Annotated in this window: 4 protein-coding genes and 1 pseudogene; 3 read left to right on the top strand and 2 right to left on the bottom strand. The window is 52.2% G+C overall.

The window, feature by feature from the left end:
• On the bottom strand, positions 1-157 hold a 157-nt coding region (locus DD606_RS26730; protein WP_368853792.1), incomplete at its 3' end, for an arginine deiminase family protein.
• A pseudogene (locus tag DD606_RS24220) lies at positions 123-929 on the bottom strand (arginine deiminase family protein); the annotation flags it as partial. The pseudogene DD606_RS24220 and the gene DD606_RS26730, both read right to left, overlap by 35 nt.
• Positions 930-1,604: 675 nt before the next feature.
• On the opposite strand from DD606_RS24220, the gene DD606_RS24225 reads away from it, so the two are divergent.
• The 3 genes from DD606_RS24225 to DD606_RS26580 all read left to right on the top strand — a co-directional run.
• Positions 1,605-2,057 carry a YhcH/YjgK/YiaL family protein gene (locus DD606_RS24225; RefSeq protein ID WP_003862921.1) on the top strand — a complete coding sequence of 151 codons (453 nt, stop codon included), beginning with the start codon at positions 1,605-1,607 and terminating at the stop codon, positions 2,055-2,057.
• A 239-nt stretch (positions 2,058-2,296) separates the two neighbouring features.
• Positions 2,297-3,205: a 2-keto-3-deoxygluconate aldolase gene (gene yagE, locus DD606_RS24230; protein ID WP_129259342.1), complete on the top strand. Its 909-nt coding sequence runs from the start codon at positions 2,297-2,299 to the stop codon at positions 3,203-3,205.
• Between the two features lie 14 nt (positions 3,206-3,219).
• A partial coding sequence (locus DD606_RS26580; RefSeq protein ID WP_176691475.1) for a hypothetical protein occupies positions 3,220-3,369 on the top strand: 150 nt, incomplete at its 3' end.

The raw sequence follows: 3,369 nt of genomic DNA on the forward strand, positions 1-3,369 counted from the left end.
GTTCGGACATGCCGATCAATACCGCCCCGCGACCAATGACTAATACGTCGCCGCCTTCTAAAGTGGCGTGGTCGTAATTAATATTCTCGTCGCCGAAATACTTAATAAACTCGCCGTCGGCAAATGCAGGAGCGGTGTTTTGGCAGCTCAACGGCAATCACGCGCTCGGCCTGGCGGTGTTTAAACAGGCTGTTAGCGAGGAACTCCACGCCCTGCGGGGTGGTGCGTTCGGACATGCCGATCAATACCGCCCCGCGACCAATGACTAATACGTCGCCGCCTTCTAAAGTGGCGTGGTCGTAATTAATATTCTCGTCGCCGAAATACTTAATAAACTCGCCGTCGGCAAATGCGGGATGCCAGCGATATATTGCCCGCAGGTTATTCGTTTCACGCTGGCGGGCGGGTTTCGCCATCGGATTAATGGAGACGCCGTTATATATCCAGCAGGAGGTATCGCGGGTAAATAAGTGGTTCGGCAGCGGCTTCATAATAAAATCATTCGCCGTGTGGGTATCGACCACCATATTTTTAATGGCCGCCGGAATTTCACCGTAGGTTAATCCGCCGCTTAACCTGCGCGCCAGTTCGCGGTGCGGCATATCCGCCAGCCAGCCGCGTACGTCGCCAGCAAAGGTTGGGCCGAGGCGGTAATCAGAGATTTGCGTCTCCAGCAGCCAGGCTTTCGCCTCAGCGATATCAAGGGTTTGTGTCAGCAGGTCGGTCAGCAGCAGGACTTCCACCCCCTGCTCGCGCAGCGTGTTGGCGAAGATGTCATGCTCCTCACCCGCCCGCTCAACCGAGAGCACGTCATCGAAAAGCAGCTCCTGACAGTTTGATGGCGTTAAGCGTTTCAGACTTAAATTTGGGCGGTGCAGCATAACGCTACGCAATTGACCAATTTCAGAACCGACGTAATGCTTTTCCATAATTATTCCTTTAACTGTTTTTCAGAATAAAAAGGGCATGCGCCATGTCATGTATTTAATTTCATGGCGGCTAAGCTCAATAGATTTCGTGAGTTATAGTAGGCGCTTAAATAATGGTTATTGTGACATTGCTCACGCGAAAACCGATATTGATGAGTTTGTTTTCAATTGCATGATTCGTATCAGATAATGATTAATTTCATATTATTACGGGATGAATAGCTAAGCAGGAACGGGTGGCAATATTTGAGTTTGTTATTATTTTGTAGAATTACACGTTTTGAAATATTTAGTTATATGGTTGATTTTAATGGATAAAATGTTGATTCGGGAATAGCTATGCAATAATGACAGTTAACTATTTTTCACTTAAGATAAATCAATAAATAATTATGGATTTTTAAAGGAAATAACCAAAGTGATAAAGTGTGATATGCCAACAGGTTTTGTGAGTTACGTTTTAAATTCAGTGAGTTAGACCCTATGTGCAAAGTGCATGAAATGAGGTTATGCATAACCACTGCATAAATGCCTGTGTGCAATTAACAGTGGATTAACACATTTCCCGATAAACATGCGCTGACGCAAATCTTGTCAAAAAAGGGCTGGTATGGAAGAAGCATTTCTCGTATAAAACATGAAAATGAAACAATGTTTTAATCTGAGGGTTGTATCATGATTATTGGCAATATTCATCATCTCCAGTCCTGGCTGCCAGAAGAGCTGCGTCAGGCCATTGAGCACGTTAAGGCCCACGTCACCGACGCGACGCCGACCGGCAAGCACGACATCAACGGCAACAGCCTGTTTTATCTGGTTTCGGAGGACATGACCCAGCCGTTCGCCGAGCGTCGTGCTGAATACCATGCACGCTATCTGGATATTCAGATTGTGCTGAAGGGTCAGGAAGGGATGACCTTCAGTACCCTGCCGCACGGTACGCCGGACACCGACTGGCTGGCGGACAAAGACATCGCGTTCCTGCCGGAAGGCGAGCAGGAGAAAACCGTGGTGCTGAGCGAAGGGGATTTTGTGGTGTTCTGGCCGGGCGAAGTGCATAAGCCGCTGTGCGCGGCGGGAGCGCCTGCTAAGGTCAGGAAAGTGGTTGTTAAAATGCTGGTGGAGTAATTTTCCCTCACCCTAACCCTCTCCCACGGGGAGAGGGAACTTTTACACCCTCTCCCCGTGGGAGAGGGCCGGGGTGAGGGCACCAGACCGCACCCACGCATAATGTGATCCAGCTTAAATTTCCCGCACTCCCTCTCCATCTCTCATTTACCTGCGCTTTTCCTGCGTCATAGTATGATCGTTAATTTAACGAACACTGTTCTATAATGTAGAACAAAATGATTCAGCAAGGAGATCTCATGCCGCAGTCCGCGTTGTTTACGGGAATCATTCCCCCTGTCTCCACCATTTTTACCGCCGATGGCCAGCTCGATAAGCAGGGCACCGCCGCGCTGATCGACGATCTGATCAAAGCAGGCGTCGACGGCCTGTTTTTCCTGGGCAGCGGCGGCGAGTTCTCCCAGCTCGGCGCCGAAGAGCGTAAAACCATTGCCCAATTTGCTATCGATCATGTCGATCGTCGCGTGCCGGTCCTGATCGGCACCGGCGGCACCAACGCCCGGGAAACCATTGCGCTGAGCCAGCACGCGCAGCAGGCGGGGGCGGACGGCATCGTGGTGATCAACCCTTATTACTGGAAAGTGTCGGAAGCGAATCTGATCCGCTATTTCGAGCAGGTGGCGGACAGCGTCACGCTGCCTGTGATGCTCTATAACTTCCCGGCGCTGACCGGGCAGGATCTGACCCCGGCGCTGGTGAAAACCCTGGCCGACTCGCGCAGCAACATCGTCGGCATCAAAGACACCATCGACTCCGTCGCCCATCTGCGCAGCATGATCCACACCGTCAAAGGCGCCCATCCGCACTTCACGGTGCTCTGCGGCTACGACGATCATCTGTTTAATACCCTGCTGCTCGGCGGCGACGGGGCGATCTCGGCCAGCGGCAACTTTGCCCCACAGGTGTCGGTAAATCTTCTGAAAGCCTGGCGGGATAACGACGTGGCGAAAGCGGTTGAGTATCATCAGACCCTGCTGCAAATCCCGCAGATGTATCAGCTGGATACGCCGTTTGTGAACGTCATTAAAGAGGCGATCGTGCTCTGCGGTCGTCCGATTTCTACGCACGTCCTGCCGCCCGCCTCTGCGCTGGACGAGCCGCGCAAGGCGCAGCTGAAAACCCTGTTACAACAGCTCAAGCTCTGCTGAGCCGGACGATAACCATGACCATCGAGAAGATTTTCACCCCGCAGGACGAGGCGTTTTATGCCGTCATCACCCACGCGGCGGGGCCGCAGGGCGCGCTGCCGCTGACCCCGCAGATGCTGATGGAATCCCCCAGCGGCAACCTGTTCGGCATGACGCAGAACGCC

Origin of the sequence: Enterobacter cloacae complex sp. GF14B (genome assembly GCF_004136805.1) — a bacterium.
In the GTDB taxonomy this organism is placed as follows: Bacteria; Pseudomonadota; Gammaproteobacteria; order Enterobacterales; family Enterobacteriaceae; genus Enterobacter; species Enterobacter hormaechei_C.

Bases quoted from the DNA above. Each gene is read 5' to 3' on its own strand.
- DD606_RS24225 (WP_003862921.1), top strand. From the start codon at position 1,605: ATGATTATTGGCAATATTCATCATCTCCAGTCCTGGCTGCCAGAAGAG.
- yagE (WP_129259342.1), top strand. From the start codon at position 2,297: ATGCCGCAGTCCGCGTTGTTTACGGGAATCATTCCCCCTGTCTCCACC.